This is a genomic window from Nonomuraea rhodomycinica (genome assembly GCF_013363995.1).
Classification (GTDB): Bacteria; Actinomycetota; Actinomycetes; order Streptosporangiales; family Streptosporangiaceae; genus Nonomuraea; species Nonomuraea rhodomycinica.
Genome location: NZ_JABWGO010000002.1, coordinates 350,110 through 364,194, shown reverse-complemented (window position 1 = coordinate 364,194; position 14,085 = coordinate 350,110). Strand labels below are relative to the sequence as shown.

The 14,085-nt window shown below is 72.8% G+C and carries 14 protein-coding genes and 1 pseudogene; 8 read left to right on the top strand and 7 right to left on the bottom strand.

Annotation, left to right across the window (positions count from 1 at the left end):
• Positions 1–22: 22 nt before the first annotated feature.
• The 3 genes from HT134_RS12735 to HT134_RS12725 all read left to right on the top strand — a co-directional run bounded on the left by HT134_RS12735 (position 23) and on the right by HT134_RS12725 (position 2,853).
• A complete protein-coding gene (locus HT134_RS12735; protein ID WP_175600568.1) occupies positions 23–1,606 on the top strand; it encodes an acyl-CoA carboxylase subunit beta in 1,584 nt (527 codons plus the stop codon).
• Positions 1,603–1,803, top strand: a complete 201-nt coding sequence (locus HT134_RS12730) for an acyl-CoA carboxylase subunit epsilon (protein WP_175600567.1) — start codon at positions 1,603–1,605, stop codon at positions 1,801–1,803. The genes HT134_RS12735 and HT134_RS12730 overlap by 4 nt, the downstream gene beginning before the upstream one ends.
• Before the next feature lie 108 nt (positions 1,804–1,911).
• Positions 1,912–2,853 (top strand): NYN domain-containing protein, encoded by a 942-nt coding sequence (locus HT134_RS12725; protein ID WP_175587645.1) that lies wholly within the window; start codon positions 1,912–1,914, stop codon positions 2,851–2,853.
• Here HT134_RS12725 and HT134_RS12720 read toward each other — a convergent pair.
• The 4 genes from HT134_RS12720 to HT134_RS12705 form a co-directional block, all read right to left on the bottom strand.
• The gene (locus HT134_RS12720) at positions 2,811–5,081 is read right to left on the bottom strand and encodes an MMPL family transporter (RefSeq protein ID WP_175600566.1); all 2,271 of its coding nucleotides are present in this window, start codon (positions 5,079–5,081) and stop codon (positions 2,811–2,813) included. The two genes, HT134_RS12725 and HT134_RS12720, sit on opposite strands and share 43 nt — an antisense overlap.
• A gap of 120 nt (positions 5,082–5,201) precedes the next feature.
• Entirely contained in the window at positions 5,202–5,471 is a 270-nt protein-coding gene (locus tag HT134_RS12715; protein WP_175600565.1) for a hypothetical protein, read from the bottom strand.
• Positions 5,468–5,797: an ArsR/SmtB family transcription factor gene (locus HT134_RS12710; protein WP_175600564.1), complete on the bottom strand. Its 330-nt coding sequence runs from the start codon at positions 5,795–5,797 to the stop codon at positions 5,468–5,470. The genes HT134_RS12715 and HT134_RS12710 overlap by 4 nt, the downstream gene beginning before the upstream one ends.
• A 53-nt stretch (positions 5,798–5,850) precedes the next feature.
• Complete coding sequence (locus HT134_RS12705) at positions 5,851–6,822, bottom strand: ArsR/SmtB family transcription factor (RefSeq protein WP_175600563.1); 972 nt, start codon at positions 6,820–6,822, stop codon at positions 5,851–5,853.
• A 61-nt stretch (positions 6,823–6,883) separates the two neighbouring features.
• On the opposite strand from HT134_RS12705, the gene HT134_RS12700 reads away from it, so the two are divergent.
• The 4 genes and pseudogenes from HT134_RS12700 to HT134_RS12680 all read left to right on the top strand — a co-directional run bounded on the left by HT134_RS12700 (position 6,884) and on the right by HT134_RS12680 (position 10,382).
• On the top strand, positions 6,884–8,128 hold the full coding sequence (locus HT134_RS12700) for an MFS transporter (RefSeq protein WP_175600562.1): 1,245 nt from the start codon (positions 6,884–6,886) through the stop codon (positions 8,126–8,128).
• A 143-nt stretch (positions 8,129–8,271) separates the two neighbouring features.
• A pseudogene (locus HT134_RS48065) lies at positions 8,272–8,820 on the top strand (bifunctional transcriptional activator/DNA repair enzyme AdaA); the annotation flags it as partial.
• A gap of 222 nt (positions 8,821–9,042) precedes the next feature.
• Positions 9,043–9,879, top strand: coding sequence for a DNA-3-methyladenine glycosylase family protein (locus tag HT134_RS48060; protein WP_376768093.1), 837 nt, complete (start codon positions 9,043–9,045; stop codon positions 9,877–9,879).
• Positions 9,876–10,382, top strand: coding sequence for a methylated-DNA--[protein]-cysteine S-methyltransferase (locus HT134_RS12680; protein ID WP_175601090.1), 507 nt, complete (start codon positions 9,876–9,878; stop codon positions 10,380–10,382). The genes HT134_RS48060 and HT134_RS12680 overlap by 4 nt, the downstream gene beginning before the upstream one ends.
• Here the strand turns inward: HT134_RS12680 and HT134_RS12675 are convergent.
• Complete coding sequence (locus HT134_RS12675; protein ID WP_175600561.1) at positions 10,322–11,533, bottom strand: MFS transporter; 1,212 nt, start codon at positions 11,531–11,533, stop codon at positions 10,322–10,324. The genes HT134_RS12680 and HT134_RS12675 overlap by 61 nt on opposite strands.
• 89 nt (positions 11,534–11,622) lie before the next feature.
• Between HT134_RS12675 and HT134_RS12670 the strand changes: the two genes are divergently transcribed.
• Entirely contained in the window at positions 11,623–12,054 is a 432-nt protein-coding gene (locus HT134_RS12670) for a MarR family winged helix-turn-helix transcriptional regulator (RefSeq protein ID WP_175600560.1), read from the top strand.
• Positions 12,055–12,210: 156 nt separating this feature from the next.
• Here the strand turns inward: HT134_RS12670 and HT134_RS12665 are convergent, their stop codons facing one another.
• A complete protein-coding gene (locus tag HT134_RS12665) occupies positions 12,211–13,278 on the bottom strand; it encodes a hypothetical protein (protein ID WP_175600559.1) in 1,068 nt (355 codons plus the stop codon).
• Entirely contained in the window at positions 13,275–13,970 is a 696-nt protein-coding gene (locus HT134_RS12660) for a hypothetical protein (protein ID WP_175600558.1), read from the bottom strand. Before HT134_RS12660 ends, HT134_RS12665 begins: the two co-directional genes overlap by 4 nt.
• Between the last annotated feature and the right edge of the window lie 115 nt (positions 13,971–14,085).

The following is a 14,085-nucleotide window of genomic DNA, read 5'->3' as shown; positions in this document are numbered from 1 at the left end:
AGGAGGGATTACCCTTGCGCGCATGACTGCGGACGCCATACCAGAACTGCCGGACATCCACACCACGGCGGGGAAGATCGCTGATCTGGAGCGGCGGCTGGACGAGGCGGTGCACGCCGGTTCGGCCGCGGCGGTGGACAAGCAGCACGCGCGGGGCAAGATGACGGCCCGTGAGCGGGTGCTGGCGCTGCTGGACGAGGGCTCGTTCGTGGAGTTCGACGAGTTCGCGCGGCACCGCTCGACGATGTTCGGGCTGGAGCGGCGCAGGCCGTACGGCGACGGCGTGATCACCGGCTACGGCACCGTGGACGGGCGCCAGGTCTGTGTGTTCTCGCAGGACGTGACCGTGTTCGGCGGCTCGCTCGGCGAGGTGTACGGCGAGAAGATCGTCAAGGTGCTGGACATGGCGCTGAAGACGGGCTGCCCGATCATCGGCATCAACGAGGGCGGCGGCGCGCGCATCCAGGAGGGCGTGGTCGCGCTGGGCCTGTACGCGGAGATCTTCAAGCGCAACGTGCACGCCTCGGGCGTGATCCCGCAGATCTCGCTGATCATGGGCGCCGCGGCAGGCGGCCACGTGTACTCCCCCGCGCTGACGGACTTCGTCGTCATGGTGGACCAGACCTCGCAGATGTTCATCACCGGCCCGGACGTGATCAAGACGGTGACGGGCGAGGAGGTCACGTTCGAGGAGCTGGGCGGGGCGCACACGCACAACACCAAGTCGGGCGTGGCCCACTACCAGGCCGCCGACGAGGACGACGCGCTGGAGTACGTCAAGGCGCTGCTGTCCTACCTGCCCTCGAACAACCTCGACGAGGCTCCGGTGTACGAGGCGGCGGCCGACCTGGAGCCCGATCCGGAGCTCGACACGCTGATCCCCGACTCGGCCAACCAGCCGTACGACATGCACGGGGTGATCGAGCGCGTCCTGGACGACGGGGAGTTCCTGGAGGTCCAGGCGCTGTTCGCGCCGAACGTCGTGGTCGGGTACGGCCGGCTGGACGGGCAGTCGGTGGGCGTGGTGGCCAACCAGCCCATACATTTCGCCGGATGTCTGGATATCGACGCTTCCGAGAAGGCTGCCCGTTTCATACGAACATGTGATGCATTCAATATCCCAATCCTGACATTTGTTGATGTTCCGGGATTCCTCCCGGGTACAGATCAGGAATGGAACGGAATCATCCGGCGCGGGGCGAAGCTCCTCTACGCCTACGCCGAGGCGACCGTCCCCCTCGTCACAGTGATCACCCGCAAGGCGTACGGCGGCGCGTACGACGTCATGGGCTCCAAGCACCTCGGCGCGGACATCAACCTGGCCTGGCCGACCGCGCAGATCGCGGTGATGGGCGCCCAGGGCGCGGTCAACATCCTCTACCGGCGCGAGCTGGCGGCGGCCGAGGACCCCGACTCCGAGCGGGCCCGGCTGGTCACGGAGTACGAGGACACGCTGGCCAACCCCTACATCGCGGCCGAGCGCGGTTACGTGGACGCCGTGATCAAGCCGTCGGAGACCCGCGCCCAGGTGGTGCGGGCGCTGCGGGCGCTGCGCAACAAGCGTGCCTCGCTCCCCGCCAAGAAGCATGGGAACATCCCGCTATGAAGCCGCATCTCAGGATCGTCCGGGGCGACGCCACGCCCGAGGAGATCGCCGCGCTCGTGGCCGTTCTGGCCACCCGCGCGGCGCCCCCGCGACCGGCCGCCGCCCCCGCTCCACAAATGTGGCGAAACCCAGCTAGAAGCATGCGTAAGCCTCTGTCTCCGGGGAAGGCGGCTTGGCGGATGAGCGCCCTGCCCTAGCGAGATCCCAGGAAACGGGTGTCAACTCCCCAGGGACTTGGGACTATCTAGAAAAAAGCAGGAGTATATAGTCGGCCGATCAACTAACGCTGCGGCCTGGAGGACATCATGGCCATCCCAGACCTCATGCCGCATCCTGTGGCGGCCAAGTACGCCGTCCTCGTGGATGTCGGATATCTGTACGCCGCCGCGGGTGAAGTCCTGCTGGGGGCCAAGGAACGCAAAGAATACCGGGTGGCCGCGGACGAGCTGATCCAGAGTCTGCAGAAACACGCGATGGCCCGCATTTCCGGTGAGCTGCTGCGGATCTATTGGTATGACGCCGCCCGTGACCGCGTGCCCACCGTCGACCAGCGGGTCATCGCCCAGCTGCCCTGGGTGAAGGTGCGGCTTGGCAACCTCAACGCCCGCGGCCAGCAGAAGGGCGTCGACGCGCAGATCAGGAGCGACCTGGAGGCGCTGGCCCGCCACCACGCGGTGACCGACACGATCCTGCTGGCCGGCGACGAGGACATGGTGCCCGCCGTGGAGGCCGCCCAGGCGTACGGCGTGCGCATCCACCTGTGGGGCGTCGAGCCGCCGTACGGCACCAACCAGGCCGAGCGGCTGGTGTGGGAGTCCGACACCGTCGAAGTGATCTCCGCTGATTTCCTGAGGCCCTTTTTCAGCCGTGCTCCGCAGCCCGTCCCGGTCGCCCCGCCGGTGGCCGCGCCGTCGCCCGCGCAGGTGTTCGCCGGCCGGGCGCCCAGCAAGCCGCAGGTCAAGCCCGGCCAGGTCGCCAAGCTGGGGCCCAGCCGGCCGCGGGTGGAGGACGTCGGCGAGCACGTGGCGCAGAAGTGGATCCTCACGCGGGGCCGCGACAACATCCGCGACCTGCTGCCCGGGCCGATCCTGCCCACGGTCATCGACACGGAGCTGCTGATCGAGGCCGAGAAGGAGCTGGGCCACTCGCTGCGCCCCTTCCCGGAGGCCAGGGTGTGGCTGCGCGACGGGTTCTGGGCCCGCGTCTACCGGGAGTTCGACCTGGGGGTCGGCGTCTCGTCGAAGTGAGCGCCGGGGAGCGGGCCCGGCCACGCCCGCTCCCCCAGCAGCGACATCCCGGCGGGCAGCAGCACGCCGCGCACCACGGTGGCGTCGAGCAGGATCGCCAGGGCCATGCCGAGCCCCAGCATCTTGTACTCGATGGCGGACAGGGTCACGAACACGGTGAAGACGCCCGTCATGATCAGGGCCGCGCCGCTGACCACGCCGGCGCTCGCCGCGATGCCCCCGGCCACCGCCTCCCGGGCGGAGGCGCCGTTGGCCCGGCGTTCCCTGATCCGGCTGAGCACGAAGATGTGGTAGTCCATGCTGAGCCCGAACAGCACGATGAACATGAACATCGGCAGCCAGCTCACCACCCCGCCGTACGAGGTGAACCCGAGCAGCGACTCCAGGTGGCCGTCCTGGAAGACCCAGACGAGCACCCCGTACGAGGCACCGATGGACAGCAGGTTGAGCCCGATCGACATCAGCGACACGGCCCATGACCGGAACGTCACCGTCAGCAGCACGAACGCCAGCACGAGCACGAACCCGAAGACGGCCGGGGTCCGCGCGTCGACCTGCTCGGCGAAGTCGTGCGGCATGGCGGTCTTGCCGCCGACGGCGAAGGCGACGCCGTCCACCGCGCCGAGCGTCGCCGGGAGGGCGCGCTCGCGCAGCGCGGCCAGCGCGCGGTCGGCCACGGGGTCCGTGACCGCGCCCGCCAGCGGCACCCGCACCACCATCGCCCGGCCGACCGGCACCGCGGTGATCGGCTCCCGCAGGAGGCCCCCGCTGGCGGCGGCCTGACGGTGCAGCCCGCCGATCGCCCGGCGCACCGCGGCGGTGTCCGCGGGCCTGCCGTCCGTACGGGTGACGACCACCCGCGCCGCGGTCGCCGCGCCCGGGAACACGCGCTGCATGGCCGAGGCGGCGTCCACGGCGGCCGACGCGCCGGGCGGCAGGCTGGCCGTCACCGCCGCGTCCTGCAGCCGGATCCCCAGCACGGGCAGGGCCATGGCGAGCAGGACCGCGACCGTCGCCACGCCGGTCACCACGGGCCGGCGGACGACCGTCCGCGCGATGCCGCCCCACAGGCGCGACTCGGAGGCGGCGATCCGCCGCCGGCCCAGCCAGGGGATGCGGGCCAGGTCCACCCGGTCGCCGAGCGCCGCGAGCAGCGCCGGGAGCACCGTCACGGAGCCGAGCACGGACAGGCCGACGACCAGCAGCGTTCCCATGGTGAGTCCCTGGAGGACATCCACCCCGGTCAGCAGGAGCCCCAGGGCGCACACCATCACGGTGACGCCGGACGCCACGATGGCATGTCCCGAGGTGTGCGCCGTGATCCGCAGCGCCTCGCGCGCCCCTCTGCCCGCGGCCCGTTCCTCACGCACCCGGCGCAGGTAGAACAGCGAGTAGTCGACGCCCACGGCCATCCCGATCAGCAGCACGATGGCCGAGGCGGCGCTGTTGAACGGCACCCACAGACTGACGACCTGCAGCAGCCCGAACGCGCCCGCCAGCGCGGTCGCCGCCAGCAGCAGCGGGATGCCCGCCGCGACCAGCGAGCCGAAGACGCCCAGCAGCACGAGCACGGTGAGCGGCAGCGAGGTCCGCTCCGCCCGTCCGAAGTCGTCCTTGATCCCCTCGTTGACGGCCGCCGACAGGCTGCGGTCGCCGGCCTGCAGGAACCGCACGCCCGGATGCCGTTCGCCGGCCTCCTCCACGGCCCGCACGGCCGCCGCGTAGTTGTCCTCGAAGCGTTCGTCCGGGCCGGTCACCTCGAAGGTGACCAGCGCCGAGCCGCCGTCCCGCGAGATCCAGCGCTCTCCGTCCGCGCTCTGCGGCGAGCCGACGTCGCGCACGGCGGCCCCCGTGCGCCGCAGCCGGCTCACCAGGTCCGCGGCGGCCTCACGCAGCTCCGGGTCGTCCGTGAACCGCCGGCCGCCGCCCGGCGCGCTCGGCTGGATCAGCACGTTCTCCCGGGCGGAGTTCTCCGCCCGCTGCGCGTCGAGCATGAGCTGGGCGCGGCCGGCCTCTCCCGGATCGACGGCGCGCGCCGGATCACCGCCGGTCAGCGCTCCGGCCAGGATCGCGAGTGCGACCAGCGCGAGCCAGCCGCCGATCGCGAGGGCGCGGTGGCCGGCCGACCAGTTCGCGACGGTCTCGACGACGCCGGGACGGGTCCGGGACCGCGCGGGCGTGCCCGGACCGGGCGGCGGAGAGGGGTCGGATTTGCTTTCGGGCAGCATCGGCTGCTCTCCTGTCCTTGGTGGAACGTGCCTGTGGAAACTCGCCTGGTGCGAGGTGGTTCGTCTCCCCGTGCCTGGGCCGCCGAGTTGCCGCTCGGCGGCCCAGGGTTGTCCACGGGGTCACTCGACGTCTTTGAGGATCCGTTCGATCGAGTCGGTACGGCTGCTCAGCTCCGTGACGTGCCGGCCTATCTCCTCCAGCCGCCGTTCGACGGCCTGCTGCCCCGCGATCGCGCTCTCGGCCAGCGCCCGGTACTCGCTCTCGCGCGCGAGCCGCGCCTTGGCCCGCCAGGTGACGGCCACCTGGCAGAGCACCGTGATGATCACGGCGGTGAGCAGGACGAAGATGCCGATGGTGCCGATGACCTCCTGCCACTCGTGTTCGTTCACCGGGACGATCCCTTCTCGTCGGTCAGTGTCTCCACGGCGTCCGCGATGGATTCCGGGGTCAGATGGATCGAGAAAGGCTTCATCTCGTAGAACTTCATCGCTTTTCCGTCTTCCGACAGTTCGAGCTGGGAGCTGACCAGGCCGGCCGCCTCCAGCTTCTTCAGGTGGACCTGGAGGAGTGCCCTGCTGATGTCGAGCTGGCGCGCCAGCTGGCTCACGTAGGTGCGCCCGCGCGCGAGAGCCGCGACGACGCGCATCCGGTGCGGGTTGGAGAGGGTGGCCAGCACCCGCACCAGGTCGTCTCCCGTCGGCGCGGGATCGCTCATGTCAACGTCCAGCGGCACATGCCAACAAAACTTAGCATGTGCCAGCGATCGCTCTAGTCGCGGTGGGCGAGAAGTGCCTCGGCCACCGCCGTGCGCGCGTACAGGACGTATCTGCCGGTGCGGTGCGCCGTGCACAGGCCCGCGGCGCGCAGCGCGACGAGATGCCGGCTCACGCCGGGCTCGGTCAGCTCGGTGCGCCGGGCGAGGTCCTGCGTGGAGGCGGGCTGGTCGAGCTCGGCCAGCAGCCGCGCCCGTGTGCGGCCGAGCACCGCGGCCAGCGCCTCGGGCGCGTCCACGGCGGTCCGCTCCCAGAGCGTCGCCACGCCGCGGGGCGGGTAGCGGACCGTCGGCTGGTACGGCGGCGTCGTGACGGAGAAGACCCTGGGCCAGGCGAACACGCACGGCACCAGCAGCAGCCCGAGCCCGCGCAGCGAGCGCACGCCCGAGACATGGCGGTGCCGCAGGTGCAGCCGCCCGTCCTGCCAGGTGACCGAGTCGTCGAGGTCGGCCAGCATGCGGTCCGCGCCGCCCTCGGCCAGCAGCCTGGCCCGGCGCAGGACCTCGCCGTCGAGCAGCGACCTGATCCGCGGCCAGTACGGGGCGATGGCCGCCTCCCAGTAGGCGGCGACCTCCTCGGCGAGGCGTTCCAGCCCCTTGTCCGGGTCGTCGTAGAGGGCCTGGACGCGGGGGGTGCGGGGGCCGCCCACGTTGTCGAGGTCCGAGCGGACGCGGTCGCCGGCGGCCCGCATCGTGGCCAGCTCCACCTCCAGGTCGGGCGTCGAGGTGGACGGCGGGGTGCAGGTGAACCCGGCGATCGAGACGGTCGGCACGGGCACGAGGTCGGACAGCAGCCGCCAGTCCACGCCGGCCAGGCGGCGGCGCACCTGCTCGGCCCAGGGGCGCAGCGCGGTGTGCGCGGCGGGGTTCTTGACCACGCGCACGCTGGCCACGACCTCGCCGATGGGCGAGACGGCGAAGCGGATGTTGGCCATGTCCTGGGCGGTGAAGGACAGCGTGAGGGGCATTGGATGAACGCCTCGCTTCATCAATAGCGCTATACCCCGACATTTCAGCATCGTCGGCTGTATGGCCTCTACCTCTCTTCCCAGCCCCGCCGCGTCCGCCGAGACGCCGTTACTGCGGCAGCGCGGCTTCCGCAACCTCTACACCGCCGGCGCGGTCAGCGGGCTCGGCAGCCAGATCAGCCAGGTCGCCCTCCCCCTGCTGGCGGTCACCGCGCTCGGCGCCGGCCCGGGCGAGGTGGGGCTGCTCAGCGCGCTCGGCACGCTCACGGTGCTGGTGCTCGGGCTGCCCGCCGGCGTCTGGGTGGACCGCGCCCGGCGGCGGCGCCTCATGGTCGTCATGGACCTGGCGCGGGCGGCCGTGCTGCTGTCCGTGCCGGTCGCCTGGTGGGCGGGATGGCTCGGCATGGGCCAGCTCTACGCGGTGGCGATGCTCGTGGGGGCCGGGACGCTGGTGTTCGACCTGGCTGCTCTGAGCGTGCTGCCGGCCCTGGTCGGGCGTGACCGGCTGACGGCGGCCAACGCGCTGCTCGTCGGCACCTCGGCCGGCATGGACGTCACCGGCAAGAGCGTGGGCGGGATCCTGGCGCAGGCCGTGGGCGCGCCGGTGGCGCTGCTGCTGGACGCCTTGAGCCACCTGTGGTCGGCCGCCTGGCTGCGCCACGTCCCCGAACCGCCGTCCGGCCGGGCCGCCCCCGCGGAGGGCGTGGGCCGGCAGATCGCCGAAGGCGTGCGCTTCCTGCTCGGCAACCCGGTGCTCGTCGGCATGTCGGTGATGGGGGCGATGGCGAACCTCGCCTTCCCCCTGTGCTCGGTGCTGCTGCCCGTCCTCCTGGTCCGACAGCTCGGCTATCCGGAGTGGGTGCTCGGGGCCTACCTCGCGACGGGCGGCCTGGGCGCGCTGGCCGGGTCGTTCTCGGCGCACCTGTTCGGCCGCCGCCTCGGCCCCGGGCGGGCGACGCTGCTCGTCAGCCTCGCCGCCGCGCCGGCCGCGCTGGTGATCCCGTTCCTGGACCGCGGCCCGTGGCTGTGGGCCGCGGCGGGAGCGTGGTTCGTGCTGGCGTTCCGCACAGGGGTCAACAACGTGCTGCTGGTCAGCGTGCGGCAGCGGATGACTCCCGACGGCATGCTCGGCCGGGTGAACGCCACGCTGCGCCTCGTCCTCACCGGCGCGGTCGGCGTCGGCGGGCTGCTCGCCGGGGTGCTGGGCGAGGTGTGGGGGGTGCGGGCGGCGCTCTGGACGGGAGCGGTGATCATGGCGTCGAGCTGGCTGCCGGTCGTCCTCTCGCCGCTGCGCCACCAGCGTTGAGGCCCGGCCGCCGGAGTTGATCTCACCCTCCGGTCGGGTCCGATTTCCGCCAGTCATCCCGTACGACCTGCCGACCTGCGCTTTCACGCTGAGGTCCGATTTCCGCCAGCCGCCTGTCGGCGCCGGCGCATAACGTCGTAGGCATGTCACCACTCGAGCTCGACTTCGACTCCTGTTACCGGGCGGTCTCCGCCCGGGACGCCCGCTTCGACGGGCGTTTCTACACGGCGGTGACGACCACGCGCATCTACTGCCGGCCGATCTGCCCGGCGCGCACCCCCGCGTCCAGGAACGTGCGCTTCTACCGGCACGCCGCCTCGGCGGAGGCCGCCGGCTTCCGGCCGTGCAAGCGGTGCCGGCCCGAGCTGTCCCCGGGCGACCCCGGCTGGGACGTGCGGGGCGACCTCGTCGGCCGGGCGCTGCGCCTGATCGACGACGGCGCGGCCGACGAGCGGGGCGTGGCCGGGCTGGCCGCGCGGCTGCACATCACCGAGCGCCACCTGCACCGGCTGTTCGTCACCGAGCTGGGCGTCGGGCCGCTGGCCGTGGCCAGGACCAAGCGGCTGCTGCTGGCCAAGCAGCTCCTGACCGAGACCGGCCTGCCGGTCACGGACGTGGCGTTCGCCTCCGGGTTCGGCAGCGTGCGGCAGTTCAACGCGGCCATGCGCGAGACGTACGGGTTCACGCCCAGCGAGCTGCGCGCCACGGCCGGCGGCCCCGCCCGGAGCGCCGCCGACGCGCGCGGCTCGGACGTGCGAAGCTCCAGAGCGCGACGCCCCGAAGCACGAAGCCCCGAGGCGCGAGGCCCCGAGGCGCGAAGCTCCGAGGCGCGAAGCTCCGAAGCGCGAAGCTCCGAAGCGCGAAGCTCCGAAGCGCGAGGCTCCGAGGCGCGGGGCGACGGCGCGCGGGCGTCGCTGGTCGGGTCGCCGCTGCGGCTGCGGCTGCACCGGCGCGAGCCGTACGACGTGGAAGGCGTCTTCGCGTTCCTGACCGCGCGCGCGATCCCGGGCCTGGAGACGGTCACAGCCGGCTCCTACAGCAGGGCCGTGCCCGGCGGCGTCATCACGCTCACTCCGCGACCCGGGCACATCGCCCTGGACGTGGCGGTGGACGACACGCGGCAGCTCGCCCGGATCGTCGCCCGCTGCCGCCGCCTGCTCGACCTCGACGCCGATCCCGGCGCGATCGCCGACGCGCTCGGGCAGACCTCGCTGCGTCCCCTGGTGGAGGGGCGGCCGGGGCTGCGGGTGCCGGGGGCGTTCGACGGGTTCGAGCTGGCGGTGCGGGCCGTGGTGGGGCAGCAGATCTCCGTCGCGGGCGCCCGTACGCTGCTCGGACGCATCGTCACCCGCGCCGGCCGCCCGGCGGGGGGCGAGAGCCCCGACGCGCCCGGCCTGCTGTTCCCCTCGGCCGGGGAGCTGCTGGAGGCCGACCTGCAGGGGCTGGGCCTGACCGGGCGCCGCGTCGTCACCCTCAAGGAGCTGGCCACCCGCGTGGCGGACGGCTCGCTCGACCTGGACGGCGGCCAGGAGCCCGCCGAGGCCGTCCAGACCCTGCTCGACGTCCCGGGCATCGGCCCGTGGACCGCCAGCTACATCGCGCTGCGCGCGCTGCGGGACCCCGACGCCTGGCCCACCGGCGACCTGGTGCTCACCAAGCGCATGGCCGCCCTGGGCATCCCGCACGACCACATCGAGCGGTGGCGGCCCTGGCGGGCCTACGCCGCCCTGCACCTCTGGAGTTCATCATGATCGAAGCACAGGTCCTGTCCACGCCGATCGGCTCCCTCTCCCTGCTCGTACGGCAGGGCGTGCTGATCGCGGCCGGCTTCACCGGCGAGCCCGGCGAGATGCTGGCCCGGCTCACACCCGAGCTCCAGGCCGAGGGCATGAAGGTCGTGGACGACCTCGGCCCCGTCAGCCAGGCGGTGCGCGCCTACTTCGACGGCGACCTCGACGCGCTGGACGAGATCCCGGTCGAGCAGCCGGGCAGCGCCACCCGCAAGCGGCTGCACCAGGCGCTGCGCGAGGTGCGGGCGGGCACCACGGTGTCGTACGCCGAGCTGGCCGAGCGGGCGGGCCTGCCGCGGACGGCGGCCCGGGTGGCGGGCTCGGCCTGCTCCCAGAACCTCATCGCGCCGTTCGTGCCGTGCCACCGCGTGCTGCCCAGCAGCGGCGGCTACGGCGGCTACCTCTACGGCGTGCCGGTCAAGGAGTGGCTGCTCGCGCACGAGTCCGCGAACCGCCCGGCCTGATCCCGGGTCCGTACGCGCAGCGCGTGGAGCCCCGCCAGCGCCGCCACCGCCAGCCCGGCGACGCCGAGCAGGGCGGCGGTCCAGGCGGGGGCCACGTACCCGAGCCCGGCCTCGATCGTGAGGCCGGCCGCGAACGAGCCGATGGCGTTGCCCACGTTGAAGGCGCCGATGTTGGCGGCCGAGGCCAGCGTGGGCGCGCCCGCCGCGGCGTCCAGCACCCGGGTCTGCAGCGGCGGCACCGTGGCGAACCCCGCCAGGCCGAACAGCGTGATCACCACCATGAACGCGATCTGGTTGCGCGCCACCAGGGCGATCATGACGGCCAGCACCGTGAGCAGCCCGACCGAGCCATAGATGGCCGGCATGACGGCCCGGTCGGCGAGCCGCCCGCCCAGGAGGTTGCCCACGACGAGCCCGACGCCGAACAGCGCCATCACCACGGGCACCGCGCCGGCGGAGAACCCGCCCACGTCGGTCATCATGGGCGCCACGAACGTGATGACCGCGAACACCGGGGCGAACCCGAACACGGTCATCGCCAGCGCCAGCCACACCCCACCGGAGCGGAACGTGGCCAGCTCGCGCAGCACGCCTCCCTCCGGGCGCGGCCGGCGCGGCACCAGGACCAGCACGCCCGCGAAGCCGACCACGCCGATCGCGACGACCAGCCAGAACGTGGCCCGCCAGCCGAGGCCCTGGCCGACCCAGGTGCCGAGCGGCACACCGGCCACGTTGGCCAGGGTCAGGCCGGTGAACATGAGCGCGATGGCGCTGGCCCGCTTCTGCGGCGCGACGAGATCGGCGGCCACCACGGAGCCGACGCCGAAGTAGGCGCCGTGCGCGAAGGCGGCCAGCACCCGGCCCACCATGAGCACGCCGTACGAGGGCGCGAGCGCGGAGAGCAGGTTGCCGGCGATGAACAGCACCATCAGCGCCAGCAGCATGGTCTTGCGGGGCAGCCGGCCGCCGAGCATGGTCAGCGGCGGGCCGCCGACGGCCACGCCGAGCGCGTACCCCGAGACCAGCAGACCGGCGGTCGGGATGGTCACGCCGAAGTCCGCCGCCAGCTCGGGCAGCAGCCCGTTGATGATGAACTCCGTGGTCCCGATGCCGAAGGCGCTGATCGCGAGGGCGAACAGAGCGAGAGGCATAGAATACTCCTCAGACGACGTTAGTAAGCGTGGACATTATTTGCACACGCCGACTAACTCACCATACAACGATGCCTGGGAGGTGTCACATGCCGCTGCCCGACGACGCCGCCGAGGCCCGCGCCCAGGGCTGGCGCCGGCTCGCCGCGCTGCACGCGCGGATCGAGGACCGGCTGGAGAAGGCCCTGCAGAAGGAGCACGAGCTGAGTGTGAGCGAATACACCGTGCTCGACGTGCTGGCCAGGCAGGACGGCTGGCACATGCGCATGCAGCAGCTCGCCCGCGCGGTCGTGCTCAGCCAGAGCGCCACCACCAGGCTCGTCACCCGGCTGGAGAACCGCGGCCTGCTCCGCCGCTACCTGTGCGAGGACGACCGGCGCGGCATCTACTCCGAGGTGACCCCGGAGGGGCGGGAGCTTCTCGCCGCGGCCGGGCCCACGCACGACACGGTGCTGAAGGAGGTGCTGGCGGAGGCGGCCGAGGTGCCCGAGCTGGCTCCCCTGGCCGCCGTCATCGCCTGACCCGTCCCCGTCCCCGTCCCCGTCCCCGTCCCTGTGCCGCCCCGCCCGGCGCCGGTGCCGCCGCGCCGCTCGGGGTCGGTGCCGCCGCGCCGCTCGGGGTCGCTCCGGGTTGCTCGCTCAGCGGGTGGTGCTGTCCCGCCGCTCGGGGTCGCTCGCTCAGCCGGTGGCACCGTCGTCGCGGACGCTGCTCTGCACCTCGCCGACCGGCACGTCGCGCGTGACGCCCACCCGCACCGGCTGGTACTGCACGTCCACGCCCGGGTCGGCCACCTCCACCGGCCAGACGGTCGTCACCGTGAGCTGGTACACCTCACGCGGCTGGTCGAGCGACGCGCGCAGGTAGCTCACGCCGCAGGTGTACGTGCCGCCCTTCACGTACGGCTTGCCCGAGGCCCCGCAGTCCTCCGCCACCTTGGCCCGGTCGCCGGAGGTGCCCGGGTCGATGTCGATGCTCTTGAGCGTGGCCACGACGGTCGCGCTCATGACGCCGGGGATGGTCGCCGTGGCGGTCCGCCTGGTCTCGCCTACGCCGTCCAGCCACACCCAGGTCGGCAGGTTCACGAAGCTCTTCGCGTCGGGGTTCAGCCGGACCTTCGGCTCCGGCACCGTCAGCGCGGCCCGCGCGATGTCGGTCAGCTCGCGGACCGTGATGCCCTGGGGCGGCGTGGTGTTGGGAGGCACGAAGATGAACATCTCCAGACCGGTCCAGCACGAGATGCCCCGCGGGTCGTCCTCGCTGTAGGCGGGCGTCCACCAGCGCCCCGGTTTGCCGATCTTGTCCTTGAACTGCTCCAGGAAGCGCAGGAAGCTCTCCTCGCCGGCCTTGATCCGGTTGAAGTGGGTGGCCGAGTCGGACTGCTGCTTGAGCATCTCCTCCGGGGTCGGGCCCGGCTCGTACCAGCAGGGGCTGGTCAGCCGGTAGCCGTCACGCCGGCCGGCCTTGACGCCGTTGCCGCTGAGGACGATCCGCGAGTTCTTGAGGCTGATGACGCTGGTGCGGCCCTTCTGCGTACCCGTCACCTCGGGGGAGCCGCCGCCCGGATCGCGCGCGGGCGCCTTTCCGCGTACGGCTGCGGAGACCCCGCGGACACCCGCGGCGGCGGCCGGGCCTGCGCCCGTCGCGCGGACGCCCGCGCCCGTCGTGTGGACGCCCGCGGCGGTCGCGTGGACACCTGCGCTGGTCGCCAGCAGGCCGGCGACCAGCGCCGCGATCAGTGGCTTCATCGGGTGCACCCTTCCTCACCGGTCACGAAGGCCCGGATGCGCCACACACCGCCGTCGTAGCGGTGCGCGGCGACGCCCTGCATGTACGGGGCGCGCGTCCAGGGCGGCTGCCGCGGGACCGCCTTGCCGGTGCGCGTGGACACCAGGCGCACTCCCGTCTCGTCGACGCACGCGTTGACCTGCGCGCCCTTGCCCATGACGGACGCGACGCGCAGGTTGTACAGGCGGGCGACGCCGCGCAGGGTCCGCTCCTGGTCGGCGAACTCGTCCACCCACCGGCCGGCGATGTCCACGGCGTCGTACTCCAGGTTGTCGAGGTAACCGTCGTCACCGGTGACCACGGCTCGCCGCGAGGCCACGTAGTAGTCGGCGACGAGCCGCACCAGCGGGTCGGCGCCGGACGGCCATTCGATGCGGACCCGCAGCGTGTCGCCGATCCGCACCGTCTGGGTGCCGCGCGGGATCGCCGGGCTGCTCGCCGACGGCTCGCCCGAGCCTTCCGTGCTCGGCGGGGTGACGGCGGTGTCCGCGCTGCTCGCGGCGCTCGGCCCGCCGGACGCGGCGGCGGCCGGCGTCCCCGTCCCCGTTCCGGGGCCGTCCCCCGGCGTGTACGGGCGCGCGGCCTCACCGCACCCGGCGAGCACGACCGACGCCGCCACCAGCAGCGCCGCCCCCCACCTGCGACGTCTCACCGGCAGCACACCACCGGCCCTCTCACCGAGCCGAAGCCTCCGCACGTTCCGCACGCCAGGAACCGCCCCGCTCAACCACGCCCTGTGCACGATCCGCGCGCCAGCGACCGCCGCG